An 18,606-nucleotide genomic window follows, 5' to 3' on the forward strand; every position below is an offset into this window, starting at 1 on the left:
TCAATGTGAACAAATCGTGAGCGAATCAGATGGTCTGATGCGCGTTTCGCACAGTCGGGAGCAGTCAAATCCATCGTTGATTAGTGCTCGGTGACCAAATCCAGTGTCTGGGCAATCAGCTGCGCTCGAACTGGAGCGGCGCGGAGCTGCATGGAGCGACCGCCGGAGCCTTCCATCGTATACTCGCCCGGAGCCTGGGGCGGGATGGTGTTATCGTTCCATGCTTTTTTGTGTTTTCTGAAGGCGGTGCGGTGTCTAACGATCGATCGAACGGCGATCTGCATGAAGCGCCGGTCCTGGTGAGCGCGACGAACGAGGGCGACGAAGTCGGCGAGGAGCATTCCCTACAGCCGGTCCCGCGCCGGCGCCGCGGTTCCGCGGTCGCAGAACCTGTTGCCGAAACGTTGGCGGTCGAAGCGGTTGCCGCGCCGCAGGTGACCAGCCTGCCCGTCTTCGCGAAGTCCGCGCCGGCAAAACGGCGCATGCTGCCCTCCTCAGTCAGTTGGGAGACTGTCGCCTATCTGCTCATGATCGCGCTTGCCATTGGCACGCGCTTTTGGAATTTGGGCGAAAAGGCGCTCCACCACGACGAGTCGCTACACGCCTATTACTCGTGGGTCTACTACGTTGGGGACGGTTATCGCCACGACCCGCTCATGCACGGGCCGTTTCTCTTCCATTTCGGAGCGCTGATCTATCTGCTGTTTGGCGATACAGATGCCACAGCCCGCTACGGCGCGGCGTTCTTTGGTGTCTTGTTGGTGGCCATGCCCTGGCTCTTGCGGTCTCCGCGCTTTCTGGGCAAGTACGGCGCGCTGGCGGCGAGCTTCTTCATGCTGATCTCGCCCTCCATTCTCTACCAGAGCCGCTATATCCGGCATGACATCTACACACTGGGCGGCACGCTTCTTCTTTTCATCTGCATTTTCCGCTATCTCGATCGCCCCAGCCGGGTCTGGCTCATCACCGGATCAGCGACGCTCGCGTTCCTCTTCACGAATCACGAGATCGTTTTCGCCATCGTCGCGATCTTCTATGGCTTCCTCTATGTCGCGTTGATGATCGAGCAATTCACTGGTTTCCGACGCACCGGCGATCGGAGAGCCTGGGAGTTGCTGGGCGTGAACGCCGCCTATCTGATCGGGATGCTGCTGCTCTACGCGCTGATCCCGCATGCCACGAAGGACGAGCTGCTCGATATCCCCTGGGAAAACCCGACGCAAGCGCAGCAGAACGCCTACTACAAGATGTTCCTGACCAATCCGCTGATCATTGGCGCGACAATCCTGACGATCGCGTTTCTGGTCGGGCTCTGGTGGGTGCTGATCCACAAGCGACCGGGACAGGCGATCGAAGCAGACCAGGTCGCCGCCGACCACCTCGAGGCCACGCCCAGGGACGGACGAATCTACTACACGCCGGAGGACGGCTTTTCGGTCACTGGCGCCGTGCGCGCACTGTGGGCGGACAAGACCGGACTCTACCTGGCGATCTTCGCCTACCTGGCAGTCTTCGTTCCGCTTTACACCAGTCTCTTCACAAACATGGCGGGGCTGCGCTCGTCCACGATCGATACAGACGGGACGCTGCTCTATTGGTTGGGGCAACACGATGTCCGCCGTGGAGAGCAGCCCTGGTTCTATTTCATCTTGCTCCTTCCCCAATACGACTACATCGTCTGCGTGCTTGGCGCGTTGTTGGTGGCCGTCACGATGATCCGTTCCGGAGCCTCGTTGGTGGGATTCTCCGGCGGGAAGCAACTCTTCTTCCGCCTTTTCATGTCGATCTGGTTTCTTGCCATCTTCGCCGGACTCTCGTTCGGCGGTGAAAAGATGCCCTGGTTGGTGGTGCACATCTCGTTGCCCGGCGTACTGCTTGCCGGAGCGATGGTTGGCGCGCTGATCGATCTGGGGTTGCGGGCGAAGGATCGCAATGTGGAGGAGGCCGCCGGCCAGTGGACCATACTCGGCTTGACCCTCCGGGATTGGGCGCTTACGGCGGGCCTGCTTGTGATCGGCGGGGCGTTCGTCTGGATTGCTGCGCCGTTGACCTACGGTGAGTTCCTCGACGTTCCGGATGACTCGATCACACGCCTTCGCCGGGTGGTAACAGAGTCGGCCGCCGATCATTGGTGGTGGCTGGCGGTGCCGTTCCTGCTCTCGGCAGCGTTGATCGTCGGTTGGGTGGTCTGGAGAGGCATCCAGCGCACCGCGCTCGCGGTGGTCGCCGCGGTCGTGATCGGGCTTTCGCTGCTGCAAGTGCACGCCGGTTGGCACCTGAGCATGCATGACGGCGATGTGCCCCAGGACATGCTGATCTATACCCAGACGTCGCCCGATGTTACCCGGGTCATGGACGAAATCGGCGCGCTGTCCGAGGAACTGACAGGCGGAAAGGGATTGGAAATCTGGTACGACAGCGAAGTCTCCTGGCCGTTCCAGTGGTACTTGCGCAATTACGACAACGCCCGCTTCATCGGAGCGTCGCTCACCCAGGATCCCGGGAATGCGCCGGTTCTTCTGCTGGACGGGAACAGCGGGATGTCGTCGCAGTTCCTCTCCAACTACACCGCGACCGACTATGTCTTGCGCTGGTGGTTCCCGGAGGAAATCTACCGAGGGTTTGCTCTTGCTCCCGAGCTTCCGCCTGGGCGAAGCGCTTGGGAGTCCAGCGATCAGCCACACGGACCGTTCGATGTTCTGAGCTCGATCTTCGACACCATCGAAGGCGAGGAGCAGATCGACAATCAACTGCGACTCTACCGGTTGCTGATGTATCGGGATCTCGACTGGCAGATCGGAACCACCGGGTTCCAACTCTATGTGCGGAACGACCTGATTCCGCTCTTCAATTCGATTCGCTATTCGCAATAGCCTCCCCGCCGAGAAAGGTTTCGCGTGGCCGAAGCAACTGCTGACATCACATACGAACGGGACGCCGGGCGATCGATCGATCTCACCTCGGTCTCCTGGTGGAAGGCGAGCGCTGTTGTCCTGACGCTGGTCAGCTTCGCGTTGCGGATGTTCCACCTGGGCAATGTGCCGCTTTCCTCTGGCGAAGCGAACCGGGCGTTCCAGGCGCTCTCGTTCCTCGATGGTCGCCCGCTGGCGCCGGGAGAGCATCTCACCCGTCTCGAACCTGCCATGCTGCTCGCAAGCTGGCTCGATGTTCCTCTTCGGCGCGACCGATAGCGTGGCTCGGTTTGTAGCAGCGCTGGCAGGAGCCGGCATTGTCTTGCTCGCGCTGGCGCTTTGCCCATTTGTTGGCCGCGCGCAAGCGATGGGCATGGCCGTGCTGGCGACCTTCTCGCCGACCATGCTCTACGCCTCGCGTGTCGCGGAAGCTCCTGTCCTGATCGCGTTTTTCGCGATGCTCTTGCTCGTCAGCCTGCTCTACCATGGGCGAAACCCATCTGGTTGGTGGGCCGCCGGCATCGGGTTGGGGCTGGGTGGCATGTTCGCTTCGGGACCCGCCTCGATTTCGGTGCTCTTGTGCATGGTCGTCGGGTTCGTGGCCGCGTGGTTGGTCGACTCCAAAGGCGAAGGCGCCGCGCGAACCGCTGTCGATGGGCTGCGTTCGGGGATGCATGATCTGTTGATCCTCGGCCTGACCTTCCTTGGAACACTGCTCATCTTCTTTACCCACGGGTTCAGTTCGCTCAGCGCGCTGCAAGGCATTCCGGAAACGATCTCGAGCTGGGGACGCATGGTCGTCACCAGCGAGAGCTCGATTCCGACCCAGTACTTCCTGCTCGTGATCTTGCTCTACGAGATACTGGCGCTGGTTTGCGCTCTCGTTGGATTCGCAGTCGAAGGTAAGGAGGGCCCGGGGCGCTTGAGCTCGCTCTTCCTCGGTTGGTTCGTTGCCTCGCTCGTCCTCTTCAGCTTCTCGTCCGGCCGATCGGCCTCGCAGGCGGTCCTGGTGGTCCTGCCGTTGGTGCTGTGGGGCGGTTATGGCGCGGGCGCATTGCTGGAAGCCGTCGACTGGCGGGAGATTTCCGGCCGCAAGGCGGCGATGCTGGTCCTCACCATCTTTGGATGGTTGCTGGCGGTGCTGGCCTTGATCGCCGCGCTCGGCCGGATCGGGAGCAGCAGCGACTCGACGCGCGCCAGTCGAAGCGCTCATGATCGCTGCCATTGCGGTCGCGCCGTTGACATATCTCGTCTTCATCCAGTTACCCCGCGCGGACAAGGACACCGGAACGCGTTCACGGCGGGCATGGCGCACGCCGCTCCTGGCGCTGGCTGGCGCTGTCATCCTGCTCTTGGCGTGCTACACCATTCGCTCGACCGTCATGCTGAACTACTACCGGGCGGATGGAAGCTCGGAACTGCTGGCGGAGCGAACTTCGACACAGGCAGTGGCCGCATTCGCGAACAGGATGACGAATCTTTCGCGTGATCTGGCGGTGACCGGCGGTTCGCCGGAGGATCCCACCAGCGGGCATTCGCTCACGATCGATATCGAACAGAGCGTGAAGAATCCCTTCCGCTGGTACTTCCGCGACTTCCCGCACGTCACCATCGTTCCCAATGGTTCAGCCGGTCAGACCGGCGCCGATCTCGTCATTGTTCAAGACCAGGCAGCAATCGATCAGGCGCTCTACACGCCGCAAGCGATTCCCTATCGCAACCGCGTCCCGCCGCAGTATTCGACGCCGTCGATCGGCAACGTACTCAAGGGGATCTTCCTTCCCAGTCACTGGGAAGATGGCGTGCGATATCTGCTCTTCCGCGAGGGGATTACGCTCCCCGATCCGGAATCGGCGGTCGCCGGCTATGGACCGCGCATTTCCAATCAGCTGTCTCCGAGTTCTGGACCGTATAGCCTGAGCGACCGGCCTGGACCGGGAGCGGGACGCGGCCAGTTCGACGATCCGCGCGGAATTGCCGCCGATATCACCACTGGCAACACCTATGTCGTCGACATGGGCAATGATCGTGTCGAGAGCTTCAGCATCGACGGCTCGTTTGCCGGCAGCTGGGGCGGTCTGGACAGTTCGGTCAATTTCGGAACCACGGAGGACGGTCTCGGCCCCACTGGCATTGCGGTCGGATACGACGGGTTGATCTATGTCGCCGATACGTGGAACCATCGCGTGGTCGTGCTCAACAGCAATGGCGACGCTGTCCGCGAGTTTGGATCGTTCGGAGACACGGCCGATTCGCCCGACGCCCTGCTCGATCCGGGTCTCTTCTTCGGTCCACGCTCGATTGCGGTGACCGGCGATGAGATCTTCGTAGTGGATACCGGCAACGAGCGCGTGCAGGTCTTCTCGCCGGACGGCACCTTCCTGCGCTCGTGGGGCGGTGCTGGCAATGCACCCAATCAGTTCGTCGAACCGGTTGGCATCGTCATTGGGCCAGATGGACGGGTGTACGTGGCCGACTCTGGCAATGGCCGCATCAGCGTCTTCCAGCGGGATGGCACCCCGATCGAGCAATGGCCCGTCGATGCCTGGCAGGGACAGGCGTACTTCGAGCCTTACCTGGCCTTCGACAACAACGGTCTGCTCTACGCGACCTCGTCAGCCACGGGCACGGTCGAGGTCTTCGATATCGAAGGCAACCACCTTGCCAGCCTGGACGGCACCGGATTGGAGCAGTTCCAGCGCCCGATTGGCATCACACAGGGCGCCAACGGGCAGATGATGGTGACCGACGCCAGCGCGAACGCGGTTCTGCAGTTCGCGCCGATTGCCCCGCCGGCCATCGAAGACGTGCCCGCGGCCACTCCCGAGGCATCACCAATCGCATCGCCGGTAGCAGAGGGTTCGCCCTCCGTCGCGGAGCCGACGCCGACCGCTGTCGGGTAGACGGAACGAACCACCTCTCAGAATCGACGAGCCCGCGCGCGATCGCGTCCGGGCTCAATTCGTCATGCGTAATGCAGGAAGGGCGTCACGACTCTGGCTCCGGAGTGCCTTCCGGTGAAAGAATCCACTCCTCGAATTCCACGGTGAGGCGTTCTTCGTACTCCGCCCAGTAGCTCCAGTTCTCGACGAACTGCAACGGTTTGTTGCCGGGAGCGCTCGGCAGGATGGCGAGCCGATCGTTGCGGATCAGCGGGAAGGAATCGATATTGACCGGCCCGTATGGCACCAGTAACGAGAAGTTCGCTTGCGGAATGGCGCGCGTCGCGTAGTTGATGAAGTCGAAGGCGACGTCGGGGTTGGGCGCGCCGCGTGGCACGATCCATGCGTCTGCCGAAAGCATCCCCTGGTACCAATTGATGCGCACGACATCGGTCAGATCGAGCTGAGGAATGCGCACGTTCCAACAACTGGCCGCTCCAACCGCATCCGCCGCCACGAGTTCGGCCGGCTCCTTGCTTTCCTGCCACCACACCAAAACGTTATCGCGGATCTTGTCCAGCGACGCGAAGGCGCGGTCGGTGTCCAGCGGATAGAGTTCCTCGATCGGCACACCATCGGCCAGGAGCGCGAACTCCAATGTGCCGATGGGGTAGCGCCGCAGGCACCGCAGTTCGGATAGTGGCAAGTCTTCCCCTTCGGTCGCTGCGGTGACATCCCAGAATCCCGCCCAGTCCTGAGGGATATCCGTCGAATCGAAGGAGTAGATCATCGTCGTCGAAAAATACGCGACGCCGACGCCGTACTCGAGCGCAATGTCAGGATAGAGCGGGGTGCGGTCGACCACATCGTAGTTCATGGGTTCGATGACACTGTCACGCGCAAGTCGAACCATCTGCTCCATGGGTACGGTCATGACGTCCCAGATGACATCTTCCGATTCGACCTGATCGCGCAGCGCGCCGATATCGGCAACCTTCTCTTCGATCGAGGCGCCAGTTGCAGCGGCGAATGGCTTGAAGAATGCCTCGTTCTGGGCGTTCTGGTAATCACCGCCCCAGGCGGCAATGTTAAGTGTGCGGCCCTGCCAGCGAGTAGGATCGGCGTATCCGGGAACGGGCGAGGCAACGGGCGGTTGGGTGGGCGTCGGGGAAAGCTCGGCTGTTGGAGTCGGCTCAGGGGTATTGGTCGGCGCTCCTGGCGATTCCGAATCATCCAGGGTGCAGCCGGCAAGCCCGGTGACGATCCCCGCAGCTCCGAGTGACATAACCGAACGTCGGGAAAGCCTCACGAATCGACCGCCATCTCCACAAACGGCAGATGCAACAATGCATCCGGATCCATAGACGGACACATCGGTCCGCGTTCCGAGCGATCATAGCGGATCGTGGGGTGGAAAGTATCCCTGATTCGCGTGAAATCTGGAGCTGGCAAAATGCCGCCGGAGAGCATTTTGGCCGATCAGGCCTGATTGAACGAAAAGGTGCGACTCAACGATGCGAGTGTTACTGGCGGGAATCGTCCACGAAACCAATACCTTCGCCGACAAGCCGACGGATCTCGACGAGTTCGAAGCGAACGGATTGTTTCGCGGTGACGAATTGCTCGGTCTGGCAGGGACGAACACGGTCATCGGCGGGGCGGTAGCGGCTGCAAAGGAACTGGGTATCGAGTTGATCCCGGTCATAGCGACGAGCGCGATTCCGGGTGGCCTGGTGACCGATCGTGTGTTCGAGCTCGTGGTCGGCGCCATCGAGGAGTCGATGAGCACGAGCAGACCCGATGCCATTGTGCTCGATCTGCACGGCGCCATGGTGACGGAATCGTTCGACGATGGCGACGGCGCAGTTCTGGAGCGGGTGCGGCGTGCAGCCGGTCCCGACATGCCGATCTTCGCCACGCTCGATCTGCACGCAAATGTCGGTCCGCAGATGCTGAGCAACCCTACGGCGCTGATTCCATTCGATACGTATCCGCATATCGACAACGCCGAGCGCGGCAAGGAGGCGATGCAGCTCGCAGCGCGCACGGCTGCCGGCGAGATCGCCCCGATAATGGCATCGCGTAAGCTGCCCGTGCTTCCCGATGGTCCGCGCCAGTTCTCGGGAGTCGAGCCGACCAGATCGATCATGGCGCTGGCGCACGACATCGAGACACGACCTGGAGTGCTGACTGCTGGCGTCTGTTTCGCATTTCCATGGGCCGATTGTCCGTTTCCAGGCATGACAGTGACCGTGGTAACCGACGGTGACGTGACGCTCGCGGATGCGTATGCCCAGGAAATCGCCGACTACATTTGGAGCCGCCACAAAGAGTTCAAGACCGAGCTTTGGACGGTCGAAGAAGCAATCCATGAGGCGATGTCGACCGAGCTTGGCCCGGTGGTGCTCGCCGACCTTGGCGACAACCCCGGTGGCGGGACCGCCGCGGACGGAACGTCGCTTCTCTGGGGACTGATGGACCTGGGCGCCGAGGGAGCGGTCGTGTCGACGATCCGCGACCCAGCCGTGGTCGCGCTGGCGTTCGAGGCGGGCGAAGGCGCAACCATCGAAACGATGCTCGGCGGCAAGACGGATGAGCGGCATGGTTACCCAATTCCCATCGTCGCAACGGTTGATCGTCTGAGCAACGGGGATTTCGTCTATGACGGTCCAATGGAAGCGGGTGTGCATGACACGCTGGGGCGTACAGCCGTGCTGCGCGTGCAGGGACGCTATGGGCATACGGTGACTGTCATCGTTTGCGAGCGTAGGGTGCAGTCGCTCGACACGGCGATTCTGCGCTCGCAAGGGATCGAGCCAGCTGACTGCAAGATCATCGCGCTCAAGTCAGCTGTGCATTTCCGCGGTGCGTTCATGCCGATCGCTTCACGAATTCTGGAAGTCGATACCCCTGGGCTGACCTCGCTCGACTACACTCGCTTTCCGTATCAGCGGCTGACACGGCCGATCTGGCCAATGGATGAGATCTAGCCTCCCAACAGAAAGGCCTCAACCGTGGAAACGTTCAATCTCTACATGGACGAACTGTCGGGCGATCTGAACGGCGATGCCGATCGGTTCGTCGAGGTGCAGTTCCGCATCGTTCCGGCCAGCGCCGATGAGGGTGATCCCGAAGTCGACGCAGTGCTTGCCGGACTCGATATCTTCGATCTGATCGACCTGCGTGACGAGATTCAGGGCGTGATCGACGCGCTTGCTACTGCCGGGTTCGAAAGCGACGATGACGGCGGGATCGATCTGCCCGCATAGTCCGCTAGCGCAAGCCGGATACAAGTGAAATGAGCGCCATCACAAGAATGATGACGCCAGCCGCCAGGTCGACGCGGGTGATCCAGGTCGGGGTGAGCCGGTGCCGAACGCGCGAGAGCACTCCACAGAGAAAGAGCCACCAGAGCATCGAACCGGCGAACACGCTTGCGACCAGCAGAGCCGAGTCGGCGGTGCTCGACCCTAGAGAGAGCCCCAACCCCCCAAAGATCGCGGCGAACGAGAGAATAGTGGTCGGATTGGAGAGCGTCAGGAGGAACATCGACCCGACGATGCGCCCCAGGCTCTGCGAGGCCGCTGTCTCCGTGCGAGCCTCCACTGGTGAGCGTGCATTCTGCAGAATGCGCCAGGCGATCAAGAGCAACGCGATGCCGCCGGCAATCCGAATGATCCGCTGGTGGTCGATCAACAGGTCGGAAAGCGACGTCAACCCGAACGCGGCAATGGCCCCATAGGTTGCATCGGCCAACGCAATACCGAGACCGGAAACAAGACCAGCGGCGAGACCGCGCTCGATTGCGCGACGCATGGTGAGCATCGACATGGGGCCGATCGGTGCGGCCACCGAGAGCCCGATGAGCACTCCTTTGAGCGCAAGGGAGAGATCCATGCAGATTCCTGGATTCGAGTTACGTGCTAGTGGGTCAAGGGTTGGGCCGCCAGTCCAGACCGAGTGTAGAGTTGCACCATCTCGGCCTGGACGTCATGTTGGGACTCGACCCCCATCGTTCGGAGCATTGTCCAGGCGCCATCGTTGCCCAAGGTCCAGGAATCCTCGACATCTGTCAGATAGAGCGGAATGACTGTATCCCGCAAGTATGCGACCAGGCGCGGGTCTTCGACCGGAAACACCACCTCGATGCGCCGATCGAGATTGCGTTCCATGAGATCAGCGCTGCCGAGATAGATCTCATCGTTTCCACCATTGCCAAAGTAGTACAGGCGGCTATGTTCGAGGAAGCGGCCGATCACGCTGCGAACCCGGATGTTCTCGCTCCAGCCCTTCACGCCCGGACGCAAGCAGCATGCCCCGCGAATGATGAGGTCGATCTGCACGCCTTCTTTCGACGCCAAGTAGAGCGCGCGGATGAGCTCCCGATCGACCAACGAGTTCATCTTGAAGATGAGGCGTCCATTGCCGTTCGCGCGGTGCGCGACGATCTCACGTTCGATGGCGCGCAAGAAGTGATCACGCAACGATCGCGGCGCGACCCAAATCTTGCGGTATTCCTCTTGCTCGGAATAACCAGTCAGCACATTGAAGAGCTCAGAAACATCGCTGGTAATGTCGGCATCTGACGTGAAGATGCTCAAGTCCTCGTAGAGCCGCGCGGTACCGGCGTTGTAGTTGCCAGTCGAAAGATGCACGTAGCGGCGGAGCCCATCGGCCTCGCGACGCACGACGAGCGTCACTTTGCAGTGCGTCTTGAGCCCGGCGATGCCATAGGCGACATGGACGCCATGATGCTCGAGCTGCTGCGCCCAGCTGATGTTGTTTTCCTCGTCGAAGCGCGCTTTGAGCTCGACGAGCACGGCGACCTGCGTGTCGTCGTCACGCGCCTCGATCAGCGCAGGGATCAAGGGAGAGTCTCGGCCGATCCGATAGAGGGTCTGCTTGATCGCGACTACCTCGGAATCGGTCGATGCCGCTTTCAAGAAGTCGGTGAAGATGGCAAAGCTCTGATACGGATGGTGGACGAGGATGTCCTGCTCGCGAATCGCCGCGAAGATATCCGGAACGCCCCATGCGCCCAGATCAGGGTTGCCGCCGAGTGTCGCGGGCGTCGCCGGAGGGTCCTTCAGATCGGGGCGCTCGATGCGCAGCAGCTCCATCATGTCTTCGAGCGCGAGCGGTCCTTCGGTGACATAGAGCTCGCGTTCGGTCGCGCCGAGCTGGGAAAGGAGCCAGTTCACGACCGATGCGGGCATGCGCGTATCCACCATCAGGCGGACGACCGATCCGAATGTTCGCTCGGACAGCAGCTCTCGCATGGCCGCCAGAAGGTCGTGCGCGTCCTCGTCGTCGTCGATTTCGATATCCGAATCACGCGTGAGATGGAATGGATACGCCTCGATTGCCTGGTGTCCCGGGAAGAGCGAGTGGAGATGGGCGGTGATGAGATCTTCCAGCCAGACAAAGCGAATGGTGTTCGAATCGGCCTGATCCGGGATTCGCACCAGACGCGGGAGCACTTTCGGCAGCTTGACGCGCGCCAGCTTGTCCGCGCCGCCCGATCGAAGCAGCACGATCAAGCTCATGCTGTCGTTGGAGATATGCGGGAACCGGCGGGCGTGGTCGATCGCCTGTGGCGTCAAGACCGGAAAGACTTCGCGGTGGAAGAAGTCATTCAGTGACGCGCGCTCGGCTTCGGTGACGTCAGCGAAAGTCGAGATCTCGATGCCGTTGCGCCGGAGCTCTGGCAAGAGCTCTTTCAACAGAATGTTCGTTTGCTCGTATTGCAACCGGCGGGTGCGCTCACGGATGGCGAGGTAAAGCGCAGTTGGCGTTCGACCGTCGACCGTTGGCTCGGTCACGCCGGCATTGATCTTGCGCAGCACCCCGGCCACGCGAATCATGAAGAACTCGTCCAGATTCGACGAGAAGATGGCGATGAACTTGGCGCGTTCGAGGAGCGGAACCAGGGGGTCGCGTGCCTCGGCCAGCACGCGGGCATTGAAATCGAGCCAGCTCAGCTCGCGGTTGATGAACAGCTCGGAGGACAGCGCGGGGAGCGAGTCGGGCGTGAGCACGTGTAACCGATGAGCCGGATTTGCACCGTTGACGTCCGGCACGCTCACCGTGGAAACGGAGGGACGCTCCCGGTCTTTCTTGTTCGAGCGTCGCGCGGTCACGGATGGGTACCCCCCAGAACCGAAACCGCCGCTGAATGGTCAGGCGGCTTCCGACGAGACGTGCCGATTGGCGATTTCGCGGATGTCACGCATTGCCAGGACATGCACGAATTGTGTCACACGCGTCTGCTCTGTGAGGAGTCGTCCGAGCACCAAACTCACCCATGATTGGATGGTGAGATCGTCGGCCACTGCGCCATAGGTTCGGCGGCATTCCGCCAGCACGCGGGCCCGGATCGCTTGCGCGTTCTTGCTGTTGGCTGCTACCGGCTGTTCCGACATCGAAGGTACTCCTGACTGCGTGCGAGCAATGCGCATCGGAGCGCTTCTGGCCGCTATCCACCTACGCCGGCGTAGCGAATACATCAATTCTGCATCAGACATTTCTCGCGCAGCTACCTCATTCGTGTTAACCGCGGGTTAATTTTCAGGTGGAAGGGCCCTGCATACGGTGGAAAGCGCAAACAAGGTTCGTGAAACGAGTTGACATTGACACAAACCCCCGCTTCGCGTAGAACAGGGGCGCAACCGAACCAGTCACGGGGTGCTGTCCAATGCAAGGAGGCTCTATGCGGCGTAACCGGCTCTCGATGCTTTTCGCGGCGTTCGCGCTCATGTTGGCTCCGATAGTGGCCAGCGGCCATGTCGTTGCCCAGGACGACGATCCGATCATCATTGGCGCTCCGATCAACTTGACCGGCTGGATGGCAGCGTATGACCAGCCGCCGTTGGACGGCGCGCAGCTGGCGGTCGAACAGATCAACGCAGCCGGTGGTGTGCTCGGTCGTCCACTCGAAATCAAGGTGGTCGATGGCAAGACCGACCCGGCCACGGTCGGCAATGCCGCGATCGAAGTGATCGAGGGGGGCGCAGAGGTCCTGGTGACCCCATGCGACTTCGACAATGGCGCGCCAGCAGGGCAGGCCGCGCAGGAAGCTGGCCTGGTGGGCGTGTCGTTCTGCGCGTCGTCGCCGTTGTATGGCTCGGCCACGCTGGGAGACAAGCAGTTCACTGTTTCGATGTGGAACCAAACCATGGCTGCGGCCGCGGCGGAGTTCGGGCACACGGTGAAGGGTTGGCAGACGGCAGCGATCATCGCCGACCAGGGGAATGAGTACACCAAGTCGTTGGGCGAGTACTTCGCGGACACATGGGAGCACCTCGGAGGCGAAGTCGTCAGCGAGGATACCTACCAGACGAACGATATGCAGGCGTCGGCGCAAGCGCAGCGCATCATGGAGCTCGAAACGCCGCCCGATGTCATCTTCGTTTCCGCGCTCATGCCGGACTACTCGGCTATCATCCGCGATCTGCGCTCCGCTGGGATCGAGGCGCCGCTGATGGGTGGCGACTCGATGGATACGGCCGATTTCTATACCGCGCTCGGCAGCGAGCTCGGTCATGACATCTATATCTCGACCCACTCGTTCATCGGCCCGGAGGCCGGCCCAGCGATGGAGCAGTTCATCGCCGATTTCACCGCCAAGTACGGCAACCCGCCGGAAGTCTCGTTCAACGCGATGGGCTATGACACGATCCAGATCATCGCCGATTCGATCGAGCGCGCAGGCACAACCGACGGTGAAGCGCTGGCGCAGGCAATGGTGAATCACGAATTCGATCTGCTGAGCGGCAAGCTCACCTGGTCGGACGCGGAGTCGGGCCATATTCCGCAGAAGGAAGCATTCATCGTCGAGGTCGTCGACGGGAAGCCGACCTTTGTGCAGACACTGGCGCCGTCCTGGACGCCAGACCTCTAGCAATCAGTTTCGGGACGCCGGGCTGGCCCGGCGTCCCGTTGTGTGTTCGTGACATTGTGTCGCTCGAGGCAGGAACAGCATGACTGATTCGGTGGGCGGTGATTCTGGAGCACTGATCGTTCGCGATCTGACGAAGGATTTCGCCGGGCTGCGCGCGGTCGATGGCGTCAGCTTCACCGTGCAGCCAGGGGAGATCATGGGGCTGATCGGTCCAAACGGATCGGGCAAGACCACCACGATCAATGTCATCACTGGATTGCTGCATATCACCAGCGGTTCGGTGCATCTCGGAACGCTCGACATGACCGGGTGGCCGCCGCACAAGATCGCGCGCGCCGGCCTGGCGCGTACCTTCCAGATCGTACGACTGTTCAAGGATTTCACCGTTCGTGAGAACGTCGAGGTAGCGGTGGTGGCTTCGGGCGGAGCCCGAGGCGGCGTGGCCGCCGACCGCGCGACCCGCGCGATGCGCCAACTCGGCATTCTGCATTTGGCGGACCTTCCCGCCAGGGTCCTGCCGCAAGGAGAGGAACGTTTGGTCGAGATCGCGCGGGCGATCGCGACCCAGCCAAAATTCCTGCTCCTCGACGAGCCTGGGGCGGGACTCAATGACGCGGAGATCGAGACCCTTCTCCCCACGCTCTTGCGGCTTCGCGAGGCGATTGGCTGCGGAATCGCGATCGTCGATCATGACATGCGGTTGATCATGAATCTGTGCGACCGAATTCACGTCCTGAACTATGGAAAGACGATTGGCGACGGCACCCCCGAACAGATTCGCAACGAGCCGGCCGTAATCGAAGCCTATCTGGGCGCAGAGGAAGCCGCGTGACGCTGCTCTATCTCTCCCAGGTGAATGTCTTTTACGGTGCGAACCATGCGGTGCGCGATCTCGACCTCCAGGTCGAGCAGGGCGAGATCGTTGGTTTGATCGGCGCGAACGGCGCAGGGAAGTCGACCACCATGATGAGCATCATGGGGGCGGTCAAACCCCGCTCCGGCGCGGTGGTCTTCGATGGCCGGAACATCACCGGGTTGCCACCCGAGCAAGTGCTGCGAATGGGAATCGCTCCCGTGATGGAGGGCCGGCGCATTTTCCCGTCCCTCACCGTTGGCGAAAACCTGCGAATGGGAGCGGCCACGATGTCCGACAAGGCGCAGGTTGCCCAGGACATCGAGCGCTGGTGCAACTTCTTCCCGATTCTGGGCGAGCGGTTCGATCGTCCTGCCGGGAACCTCTCGGGTGGCCAACAACAGATGCTGGCTGTGGCGCGCGCGCTCATGTCACGGCCGCGGTTGCTGTTGATGGACGAACCGTCGCTCGGCCTGGCTCCGTTGCTGGTGTCGGAAATCTTCAAGCTCACGGCTGAGTTGAGGGACATGGGGATGACCATTCTGATCGTCGAGCAGAACGTCCGCATGACACTGAACATCGCCGATCGGGCATATCTCCTGAATCTCGGGCGCGTCGAATTCACCGGTACGCCGGATCAGATTCGGGCCGAGGCGGATATCGAGCGAACCTATCTGGGCGGCGGTCAGGTGGGCACACCGGCTGCCGCGCCGACAGCGAGTTGACCATGGATTCCCTCAGCGATTTCGTGCAATACCTCGTCAGCTCTCTTTCGGTGGGAGGGCTCTACGCGCTCATGGCGCTCGGTTTGGTGATCGTCTACGGGATCTCCCAGTTGGTGAACTTCGCCTATGGCGAACTCATCATGGTGGCGGGCTACGGGCTGTTGATCTTCGGGCGAAGCTGGTTGCCGTGGCTGATCGTGGCGGTCCTGAGCGTGATCTGCGCGATCGTGGTGGCGCTCGGAATGGATCAGATCGCCTTTCGGCCGGTCAGGAACGCGAGCCCGACCACGATGCTGATAACGTCGTTCGCGGTCAGTACGTTGTTGCAAGCGATTGCATTACTCGTCATCTCACCGAGACCACGCGCGCCACGATTGCCGTCGATCTTTGTCGAGAGCGCGCAGATCGCAGGAATTCGTGTCAAGGTGGTCGATATCATCGCGCTGATCGTGAGCATCGTTGCGCTGATCGCGTTGCAAGTCTTCTTGAGAAAATCGATCGTCGGCTTGTCGCTCCGCGCGGCCGCCGATGACTTCACGATGACACGGCTGGTGGGTGTCAACGCGAACAAGGTCATTGCGACGGCGTTCGCGATCAGCGGGTTGCTGGCCGGTATCGTTGCGCTCTTCTGGATTGGACGTATCGGCCAGGTATTGCCCACGGTCGGGTTCCAGCCGGTGCTCATCGCGTTCATTGCCTCGGTAGTGGGCGGGTTGTCGTCGATCAAGGGGGCGGTTCTGGGTGGATACATCCTTGGCTTCCTGACGATCGGGCTGCAAACCTGGCTGCCACAGGATGTCAATGCCTATCGTGACGCGATCATGTTCGGCATCGTCATCCTGATGTTGCTGGTGCGGCCAGAAGGTTTGATCAAGCCGGCCTTCTCACGGGAGACCCGCTGATGGGCAACGCCTCGACGCGCGCGCTCGTCTCCAAGTGGTCCACGCCAGTCATCCTGATCGGGCTCTGCGTGCTGATTGCGCTTTTCGCCGTCGTGCGGGATGACGCGGTCTTCCTGCGGGTCGTCACGGTCATGTTCATCAGTGTGCTGTTGACCGTGGCGCTGCAAGTGTTCATGGGCAACTCTGGGCTCGGCTCGTTTGGCCAGTATGCGTTCGCCTCGATCGGCGCGTACGCCTCGCTCTGGTTCGGGTTGACCCAGCAACAGAAGAACATGACCTTGCCGGACATGCCGGAAAACTGGTGGATCCATGGCCAGCACTACCCGTTCGAGGTAGCCCTGCTCATCGCGGCCCTGTTGACCGCGGTGGTGGGCGGTTTGATCGGCGTCGCGTTTGTCCGATTGCGTGGGGCGTCGTTTACGATCGCGACTTTTGCGTTCCTGATCGTCATCAATCGCATCGCGCTGCAATGGGAAGAGATGACGCGCGGATCGCGCGTCGTGATCGGGGTGCCAAAACAGACCACGCTTTGGGTCACCGTTGCCTGGGCCTGTCTCGCGATTCTGGTTGCATTCGTCTTCAAGGAGTCTTCGATCGGGCTCAAGCTGCGCGCCAGCCGCGAAGACGAGGACGCCGCCGCGAGCATTGGCATCAATGTGAAGCTGATGCGCTGGATTGCCTGGACCCTGAGCTGCGGCATGTCGGCAATCGGAGGCGCGCTCTGGGCGTACTTCATCGTCCAGTTCACGCCGAACAACTTCTACCTGCACGAGACATTCCTGATCGTGGCCATGCTGGTGATCGGTGGGGCAGCGAGCGTCAGTGGCGCGGTGATCGGTGCGATCACCGTTGCGCTGTCTTCCGAGATGCTCCGCCAAACCGAGAACTGGTTGAACACCCAGCGCACCGATGGAACGACGATCGGCAATCTGCTGCCGTTTCAACTGATCGGTTTCACGGAAATCGTGCTAGCCGTCGTGATGATCGCGGTGCTGATCCTGCGGCCGTCCGGGTTGCTGAGCGGACGAGAGCTGCGCTGGCCGAGAGGAAAGCCACAGCCCGGAATGACAGACCTGGCGGAGAACATCGATGAGCCGTAGCCTGGTCGAACGCGATGCTCGCTCGGTGGCGGACGCCATCAAGATTCGCTACACGCCATTCGTTGCGGCCCGTGGTGAAGGCGCATACCTCTACGACGAGTCAGACCGGCGATTCATCGACTTCGGAGCGGGTTGGGCGGCCGCGGGGCTGGGATATTCGAACCAACGCGTGAAGGACGCGGTCGCCGCCCAAATGGATCGAGCGACCATGTCCGGGTTGCTTTCCAGCATCAACCAGCCGGCGGTCGAGCTGGCGGAGCGGCTGATCGATCTGGCGCCGGGCCAGATCGAGAAGAAAGCGTGGTTCGGATTGGCTGGCTCGGATGCAGCCGAAGCGACGCAGCGCATGATTCTGCGCGCGACCGGAAAACCACGTATCGTCTCATTCATCGGCGGTTGGCATGGAACGCACGACGCCACCATGGCGTTGAGCGCGCATCCGGCGCTCGGTGCGACGCTTGGCGGCGCGCATGTCACCAAGATTCCCTATCCCAATCCGTACCGCGATCCGTTTGGGGGCGACGGCGCCGATCTGACCGATCGGTGTCTCGGCTATCTGGAACACTATCTCTTCAAAACAATTTGCCCCGCAGATCAGGTTGCAGCCATCTTTGTCGAGGCCGTGCAGAGCGATGGCGGGGATATCGTGCCGCCAGACGATTTCATGCCGAAGCTGCGCGCCCTGTGTGACCGGCACGGCATTTACCTGGTGGTCGACGAAATCAAGGTCGGTCTCGGGCGGACCGGCGAATGGTTCGCCTTCGAGCACGGCGGCATCGAACCGGATTTCGTATTGCTCGGCAAGTCGCTTGGCGGCGGGTTGCCGTTGAGCGCCATCGTCGGCCGGCGCGAAGTGCTCGATTTCGAACCGGGAAGCGCGTTGTTCACTCTGGCCGGCAACGGCGCCAGTTGCGCGGCTGGTTTGGCTGTGCTGGACGAGATCCAGCGGCTCGATCTGGTGCGCGCATCTGCGGTAAACGGGGAACTGATGAAACAGCTCCTGACGAACCGGCTGATGGAGTACGACATCGTCGGCGATGTGCGCGGCAAAGGGATGATCTGCGGTGTCGAGCTGGTCGAAGACCGCGCCGGCAAGGAACCGAACACCTCCCTGCCCGCAAAGATCGTCTATCGCGCCTGGGAACTCGGTATGATCGTGTACTACGCTGGCAATTGGGGCAACGTGCTGGAGATCACTCCGCCATTGGTCATCGAGCAAGAGGCGATCGAGCAGGGGGTCGAGATCCTCGACCGCGCGATTGCCGATGTGCTGGACGGCGCGGTCTCGGATGAAGCGGTTGCCGCCTACGCAGGCTGGTAGCGAGCAAGGAA

General features: G+C 61.5%; 16 protein-coding genes. 12 read left to right on the top strand and 4 right to left on the bottom strand.

Features of this window, described 5'->3' with window-relative positions:
* Positions 1 to 251: 251 nt before the first annotated feature.
* Genes R2855_02015 through R2855_02030 form a run of 4 tightly spaced genes read left to right on the top strand, consistent with a single transcriptional unit; the run spans position 252 to position 5,815 of the window.
* On the top strand, positions 252 to 2,873 hold the full coding sequence (locus R2855_02015) for a TIGR03663 family protein (protein ID MEZ4529781.1): 2,622 nt from the start codon (positions 252 to 254) through the stop codon (positions 2,871 to 2,873).
* Between the two features lie 24 nt (positions 2,874 to 2,897).
* Entirely contained in the window at positions 2,898 to 3,191 is a 294-nt protein-coding gene (locus tag R2855_02020) for a hypothetical protein (protein ID MEZ4529782.1), read from the top strand.
* Position 3,192: 1 nt separating this feature from the next.
* Positions 3,193 to 4,401 carry a hypothetical protein gene (locus tag R2855_02025; protein ID MEZ4529783.1) on the top strand — a complete coding sequence of 403 codons (1,209 nt, stop codon included), beginning with the start codon at positions 3,193 to 3,195 and terminating at the stop codon, positions 4,399 to 4,401.
* Positions 4,382 to 5,815: an NHL repeat-containing protein gene (locus R2855_02030; protein ID MEZ4529784.1), complete on the top strand. Its 1,434-nt coding sequence runs from the start codon at positions 4,382 to 4,384 to the stop codon at positions 5,813 to 5,815. Before R2855_02025 ends, R2855_02030 begins: the two co-directional genes overlap by 20 nt.
* A gap of 85 nt (positions 5,816 to 5,900) precedes the next feature.
* On the opposite strand, the gene R2855_02035 is transcribed toward R2855_02030, so the two are convergent.
* Positions 5,901 to 7,079, bottom strand: coding sequence for an extracellular solute-binding protein (locus R2855_02035; protein ID MEZ4529785.1), 1,179 nt, complete (start codon positions 7,077 to 7,079; stop codon positions 5,901 to 5,903).
* A 229-nt stretch (positions 7,080 to 7,308) separates the two neighbouring features.
* Here R2855_02035 and R2855_02040 point away from each other — a divergent pair, with 229 nt between their 5' ends.
* Complete coding sequence (locus tag R2855_02040) at positions 7,309 to 8,784, top strand: M81 family metallopeptidase (GenBank protein MEZ4529786.1); 1,476 nt, start codon at positions 7,309 to 7,311, stop codon at positions 8,782 to 8,784.
* A 24-nt stretch (positions 8,785 to 8,808) separates the two neighbouring features.
* On the top strand, positions 8,809 to 9,063 hold the full coding sequence (locus R2855_02045) for a hypothetical protein (GenBank protein MEZ4529787.1): 255 nt from the start codon (positions 8,809 to 8,811) through the stop codon (positions 9,061 to 9,063).
* 4 nt (positions 9,064 to 9,067) lie between these two features.
* Here R2855_02045 and R2855_02050 read toward each other — a convergent pair whose 3' ends face one another.
* The 3 genes from R2855_02050 to R2855_02060 are packed head-to-tail and all read right to left on the bottom strand — an operon-like array spanning position 9,068 to position 12,216.
* On the bottom strand, positions 9,068 to 9,691 hold the full coding sequence (locus R2855_02050) for a LysE family translocator (GenBank protein MEZ4529788.1): 624 nt from the start codon (positions 9,689 to 9,691) through the stop codon (positions 9,068 to 9,070).
* 26 nt (positions 9,692 to 9,717) lie between these two features.
* Positions 9,718 to 11,934: a polyphosphate kinase 1 gene (gene ppk1, locus R2855_02055; GenBank protein ID MEZ4529789.1), complete on the bottom strand. Its 2,217-nt coding sequence runs from the start codon at positions 11,932 to 11,934 to the stop codon at positions 9,718 to 9,720.
* A gap of 39 nt (positions 11,935 to 11,973) precedes the next feature.
* On the bottom strand, positions 11,974 to 12,216 hold the full coding sequence (locus tag R2855_02060) for a hypothetical protein (protein MEZ4529790.1): 243 nt from the start codon (positions 12,214 to 12,216) through the stop codon (positions 11,974 to 11,976).
* Positions 12,217 to 12,503: 287 nt separating this feature from the next.
* Here R2855_02060 and R2855_02065 point away from each other — a divergent pair, with 287 nt between their 5' ends.
* From R2855_02065 to R2855_02090, 6 genes are all read left to right on the top strand, one after another.
* On the top strand, positions 12,504 to 13,694 hold the full coding sequence (locus R2855_02065) for an ABC transporter substrate-binding protein (protein ID MEZ4529791.1): 1,191 nt from the start codon (positions 12,504 to 12,506) through the stop codon (positions 13,692 to 13,694).
* A gap of 79 nt (positions 13,695 to 13,773) precedes the next feature.
* Positions 13,774 to 14,526: an ABC transporter ATP-binding protein gene (locus R2855_02070; GenBank protein ID MEZ4529792.1), complete on the top strand. Its 753-nt coding sequence runs from the start codon at positions 13,774 to 13,776 to the stop codon at positions 14,524 to 14,526.
* A complete protein-coding gene (locus tag R2855_02075) occupies positions 14,523 to 15,272 on the top strand; it encodes an ABC transporter ATP-binding protein (GenBank protein ID MEZ4529793.1) in 750 nt (249 codons plus the stop codon). The genes R2855_02070 and R2855_02075 overlap by 4 nt, the downstream gene beginning before the upstream one ends.
* A 2-nt stretch (positions 15,273 to 15,274) precedes the next feature.
* A complete protein-coding gene (locus R2855_02080; protein ID MEZ4529794.1) occupies positions 15,275 to 16,174 on the top strand; it encodes a branched-chain amino acid ABC transporter permease in 900 nt (299 codons plus the stop codon).
* Positions 16,174 to 17,274, top strand: coding sequence for a branched-chain amino acid ABC transporter permease (locus R2855_02085; protein ID MEZ4529795.1), 1,101 nt, complete (start codon positions 16,174 to 16,176; stop codon positions 17,272 to 17,274). Before R2855_02080 ends, R2855_02085 begins: the two co-directional genes overlap by 1 nt.
* Positions 17,264 to 18,595, top strand: coding sequence for an aspartate aminotransferase family protein (locus R2855_02090; protein MEZ4529796.1), 1,332 nt, complete (start codon positions 17,264 to 17,266; stop codon positions 18,593 to 18,595). The genes R2855_02085 and R2855_02090 overlap by 11 nt, the downstream gene beginning before the upstream one ends.
* The last annotated feature ends 11 nt before the right edge of the window (positions 18,596 to 18,606 follow it).

The organism is Thermomicrobiales bacterium, from assembly GCA_041390825.1.
In the GTDB taxonomy this organism is placed as follows: Bacteria; Chloroflexota; Chloroflexia; order Thermomicrobiales; family UBA6265; genus JAMLHN01.